Origin of the sequence: Photorhabdus sp. CRCIA-P01 (assembly GCF_003545805.1) — a bacterium.
Taxonomy (GTDB): domain Bacteria; phylum Pseudomonadota; class Gammaproteobacteria; order Enterobacterales; family Enterobacteriaceae; genus Photorhabdus; species Photorhabdus antumapuensis.
Genome location: NZ_NMQR01000102.1, coordinates 1 through 4,651, shown reverse-complemented (window position 1 = coordinate 4,651; position 4,651 = coordinate 1). Strand labels below are relative to the sequence as shown.

The following is a 4,651-nucleotide window of genomic DNA, read 5'->3' as shown; positions in this document are numbered from 1 at the left end:
CTCTGCAAACTCGCTGACGCCTGCGCCCCCGGTGGTTGGTTTCCTTTGGCAATTTGCCAGTATGGCCTCCGGTAACCTGTTGCCTGCCAGGTGCTCCAACCTGTCGGCTCCCACAATTAGTTCAATTTCGGGGGTATCACGTTCACCCTTTGGTTTCGGCTCGAATGCTTCGCTATCTACGCTTCACCCTCCAAGTTACCCAGGACGGCGCAAGACTCGCTATCCGGTGGCACTGGCTATGCCTTCCGGAACAGGACTTTCACCTGCAAGATAAATGCAGCTTTTCACAGCGCACGGAGTATTTAAATGATTGCCCCACGGTTTTTTATGCTTTCGTTCATCGGTAAAGAGCGCGACGAAATCTCTAACGAGAATTGAAACTGACCATCCATCGGCAATAATATGGTGAAAGCACACCAGCAGTAGATGTTCGGTGTTGGATAGATTCATCAATTGCATCCTAAACAAGGAGCCGTTTTCCAAATCAAATGGTATTTTTACCCGCTTGTGTATGTAATCAATCACCTCTTCATGTGTTTTTACACTTTGCATAAAAACAGCTTGTAATTGCTCCAGGACACATTGAGAAGGAATGCCGTCGAACACCGGAAAGCACATTCTCAGGCATGCATGGCGTTCAACCAGTTTTACAAAACTTTGCTTTAACTTGGCAACATCAAGACTGCCTGTTATCTACAGTGCAACAGGAATATTGTAGGCAATAGAATGGGTGTCGCTTATCTGACTCAGATACCACAGCCTTAACTGAGAACTTGTAACAGGGGACAGAGCTTCTTCTTTTTGATTTCCATTGTTATTTTCCTGATGAAGTTTCAACCACTCTATGAATGATTCTCCACCCTCTTTTTCATCAGCATGCCTTTCTTTTTTACTCTGCTCAGTGTTGCTTGCGCTACTTAGTTGCTTGACCTTTCTGGCAATTTCTATCTTCTTTTCAGCGGAAAAAGAAGCCATACGTTTGAATGGATTTTTCAAGTTCGATGTCCATATACTTTGAATAAACAGGAGTTGGAAAGAACGTTAAACAGCTAAACTGGCTGCCCAAACTTAAGTAAATTTCCACTTGGATCAATTAGGTGGAACTCCAACATGCCCCATGGAGTTTCCGCAAGCGGAGAAACTTCAGTCTGCGCTTGTAGTTCTTGAAACACACTTTGGATATCTTTCACGAAAATATAGCAAGAAGTGTTCTCTGCAATGTACTTATCGTTACATGCCCAAAAATGGATTTCAGCTTCCCCTCTGCTAATTATCGCATATTCATTAGGAACAAAATTGTCGCAATGGAACCCAAGTTTACTTGTGTAAAAGTCAACCAATTCATCTAAATCCAATGCAGCCAATACAGGGACAGCCTCCCAATCGCTCATACATTTTCCCTTTTATTTATATATAATTTTTAAACGCTCATACAGGATTGTCTGACAAATCACTGTACGTTACTCTCATTAAATAAGTAATATGACTATAAAAATAGATTCAACAATACCTCCTAAAATCATGAGGAATTAACAATAAATTATTAAATATGATTTACTATGAATATAGCATTTTTACCTAGCATGGATTGGAGAATTTTCTACTGTAATTTGCTTTCGGCTGGGATAATGACCATCTCCATACCTTTCATATCTACGGTAAAGACTATGGTATCTACTATGAAAGGTGGTCTCAGTTTTTATGATGATCCCTAGGCTGTTTCACTTGCGTCTTTTCATTTCGAAAACCGTGATAAATTCACTTATGAGTACGATTTCTATCGGCATTGGTTACTGGATATCCGTATCGAAGCAATTGAATCTGACTCAAATAAAAGTACGCCTCTCTGTCTCAGTGGACAAGGTATGCCGGCACCCAATATGATGAAGCCGAAGCAACATTGAAGCTCTTAGAGGCTATTGTCGAAAGTAATGACGATACAACGTTTGGCGACATCCAAGCATTCATCGACGAGTTCAATCACGTCAAGTTTAACCGCCATCGACTTAACGGGTTATTAAAGAACTATGATTTTTACACGCCTAACTATTCGCAAGGCTTAGACTGGATTCTATAAAGGTATACCTTTTCAGTTCGTATTTAAAATAAGTCAATTACGCTCTATAAGCATCGGAAAAGTGGGCTTTATAGATTATTCTATAATTCTTTGTTATGTTTTATGGCTGATATGCACTATGCCTACATCCGGGTGAGTTCTGTTGATCAGCATGTTGAACGCCAGAAAGAAGCGCTGTCTGCATCCGGGATTGAAATTGACAAAATTTATCTCGAACAGGCCAGTGCTAAAGACATCAACCGGCCACAACTTCAGGAAATGCTTAAACAGGTCAGAACAGGCGACACCATTATTGTTCACTCCATTGACCGGCTATGCCGCAATATGATGGATATGTGTGCCCTGACCCTGCGTTTACGTCAGCAAGGTATTACACTGATCTTTCTAAAAGAACAGCTCACGTTTAGTGCTGGCGAGGAAACTCCCATGCAGGAGCTGCAACTACATATGATGTCTGCATTCAGCCAGTTTGAGCGGGCATTAATTCGGGAAAGACAGGCCAAAGAGATCTCGGCTAAAAAACAGCGCGGAGAACGCACTGGTCGACCACCTGAGGATATCAAGCAAGTTAACACGTAAAATTTTACTCAACTGCACTGAAGAAAAATCGAATATGATCAATACTCTTATATCTGATGGTAAAGTCCTTGATCGGTATACACAAACTAATGTGCTTAGAGCCAGTATCCTGGCATTAATGCTGATACCAGAAGAAGAAAGGCTTCCGCTTCTAGATCAGGTGACAATCAGTGCTCCAAAGGCAGGACGCAGGAAATAATTTACATCGACGCATTAACGGTATGGCTGTTTCAGTGATGGCGTTAAAACTCTCTGTTGATGGGACCGTAACTAGCAAGCGTAGCAAATGGGTGTTAAGCATTATGGATAAGTTCGAAAGAGCACTACCTATCGTGAAACAAAAAAAGAATCAGAGATTCAATTAGTCAGTCCTGAATAATTTCCTCGATGTCCTAATCGTCGAGTTCAACATTACGCTCAACAAACCCCTCACCCTTATAATATTTAACTGGAAATACAGTCCTCATAATTTGTTACCCCTCTGATTTAAATTAGCTTACAGGTTAATTTTCATTGCCATTTATTAGCCTATACACTAATATAATTATAAAAGAGAGGCCATATGTTTAACGTAGTTTATCACCCGGAAGCTAGGGAAGAAGCCACGGCATTGCCTGTGAGGATTCGGGTTAAATTTGACCGACTTATCGGTAAGCTTGAATCTGACGCGCGATTATTGCGGGAACCGGACACTAAGCCCCTGGGCGATGGACTTTTTGAGATCCGCACGATGGGAACGGACATAGCCAGAGGTATCTGGGTATATCATAAAGGCAATACAATCATCATGCTCCGGGTTTTCATCAAAAAGTCACAGAAAACGCCAGCGAAAGAAATCGAACTCGCCAAAAAGCGGTTAGCGGAGGTACTTAATTAATGAAACTGGTAAGTCATAAAGAACTGCATAACGAGTGGATGCAGGATGACAAATATCGTGCTGCATGGCATGAGGAAGAACGCAAGGAGAAGCTCAGAGAGCTGCTTGCAGAATGGCGCAAACATGACAATCTGACAAAAGCTCAGGTCGCTGAACGGATGGGGGTTACACCTCCAGTTATTTCCCGCATGGAAAATAACATCACGAAAGCCAGCATCGATACACTGACCCGTTACGCTCACGCCTGTGGTATTAAAAAGCCTGTCATCGTCCTCTACTGAATAGCCAATTAATGCTAATGTATGCATACATTAGCATTAATTAAGAAAAAATTATAACTTTTATAAAATTCTACAGGAAATTCAATATATTGGAGAGCATAAAAATCTGTGGGGCAGTCGTTTAAATACTTTCCACATCAGAATTAATGAGCTAGCCGGAGTACGGTTAATGGTTCTACATTAGCCATAGCAGCATAAACACCAATGTAGTGCCCCACACAATTTTATGCTCTCTAATATAAAATGTTATTTTTCCTGCTTCACCACCACCATAACACCACGGGCAGCCGTCGGAGTATAACGCCACTCATACAGTAAGTTTTGTAATGTAATTCCTGTTCGCTCCCAGAGAGGAATAACCACGTTAACCATCCGGTAACGCCATGTTGGATAACGTGCCAGAACCGAACAGGCCAACTGTATCTGAGCAGATCGCATCAAATGAGAACGAAACAGAATATCCCTGTCTGCCCGTAAAAGTGCCCCTTCAAGTTCGCGAACAAATGCCGCATGAAAACACCGGGTTCGGCTTCGCGTCAGACGCCCTATCCTGTCAGTCGGAGAAAGATGAATGACGTAATACCGTTTTTTCCTGTGTCGAAAACCCGAACAGATAAATCCCCGCCAGGGCGTTAATCTGCTCACCAATGCAAAACAAGGACAACATAACACCAACAAAATAAAAATCAGATATATGAACATGTTACGTTTTCATTTACAGCAGGTAATGACATAAGCTGATTCGCTCCTTTGGTGACCCACAAATTTCAGTCCCGCCGCATAATATCCAGGCTTACATCGGTGTTCAGAGAAATCACGTCCCCCCCAGTTTCCATC

General features: G+C 42.0%; 8 protein-coding genes and 1 pseudogene. 5 read left to right on the top strand and 4 right to left on the bottom strand.

The genetic code is table 11. The features are described from left to right. Nucleotides 1-219: 219 nt before the first annotated feature. Genes D3222_RS23540 through D3222_RS23530 form a run of 3 tightly spaced genes read right to left on the bottom strand, consistent with a single transcriptional unit; the run spans nt 220 to nt 1,391 of the window. Nucleotides 220-693, bottom strand: a complete 474-nt coding sequence (locus tag D3222_RS23540; RefSeq protein WP_118988244.1) for a condensation domain-containing protein — start codon at nt 691-693, stop codon at nt 220-222. Then, nucleotides 694-996 carry a hypothetical protein gene (locus tag D3222_RS23535; RefSeq protein WP_118988243.1) on the bottom strand — a complete coding sequence of 101 codons (303 nt, stop codon included), beginning with the start codon at nt 994-996 and terminating at the stop codon, nt 694-696. A gap of 53 nt (nt 997-1,049) precedes the next feature. Continuing rightward, on the bottom strand, nt 1,050-1,391 hold the full coding sequence (locus tag D3222_RS23530) for a bleomycin resistance protein (RefSeq protein WP_021323994.1): 342 nt from the start codon (nt 1,389-1,391) through the stop codon (nt 1,050-1,052). 339 nt (nt 1,392-1,730) lie between these two features. Here D3222_RS23530 and D3222_RS26905 point away from each other — a divergent pair. The 5 genes and pseudogenes from D3222_RS26905 to D3222_RS23505 form a co-directional block, all read left to right on the top strand. Next, nucleotides 1,731-1,904, top strand: a pseudogene (locus D3222_RS26905) (IS1096 element passenger TnpR family protein); the annotation flags it as partial. Between the two features lie 275 nt (nt 1,905-2,179). Beyond that, nucleotides 2,180-2,656: a recombinase family protein gene (locus D3222_RS23520; protein WP_232832652.1), complete on the top strand. Its 477-nt coding sequence runs from the start codon at nt 2,180-2,182 to the stop codon at nt 2,654-2,656. A 170-nt stretch (nt 2,657-2,826) separates the two neighbouring features. After that, entirely contained in the window at nt 2,827-3,021 is a 195-nt protein-coding gene (locus D3222_RS23515) for a hypothetical protein (protein ID WP_118988241.1), read from the top strand. 197 nt (nt 3,022-3,218) lie between these two features. Beyond that, nucleotides 3,219-3,533: a type II toxin-antitoxin system RelE/ParE family toxin gene (locus D3222_RS23510; protein WP_021326511.1), complete on the top strand. Its 315-nt coding sequence runs from the start codon at nt 3,219-3,221 to the stop codon at nt 3,531-3,533. Beyond that, a complete protein-coding gene (locus D3222_RS23505; RefSeq protein WP_021326512.1) occupies nt 3,533-3,814 on the top strand; it encodes a helix-turn-helix domain-containing protein in 282 nt (93 codons plus the stop codon). Before D3222_RS23510 ends, D3222_RS23505 begins: the two co-directional genes overlap by 1 nt. A 246-nt stretch (nt 3,815-4,060) precedes the next feature. Here D3222_RS23505 and D3222_RS25295 read toward each other — a convergent pair whose 3' ends face one another. Continuing rightward, nucleotides 4,061-4,516, bottom strand: coding sequence for a hypothetical protein (locus D3222_RS25295; protein ID WP_157975426.1), 456 nt, complete (start codon nt 4,514-4,516; stop codon nt 4,061-4,063). Nucleotides 4,517-4,651 lie beyond the last annotated feature (135 nt).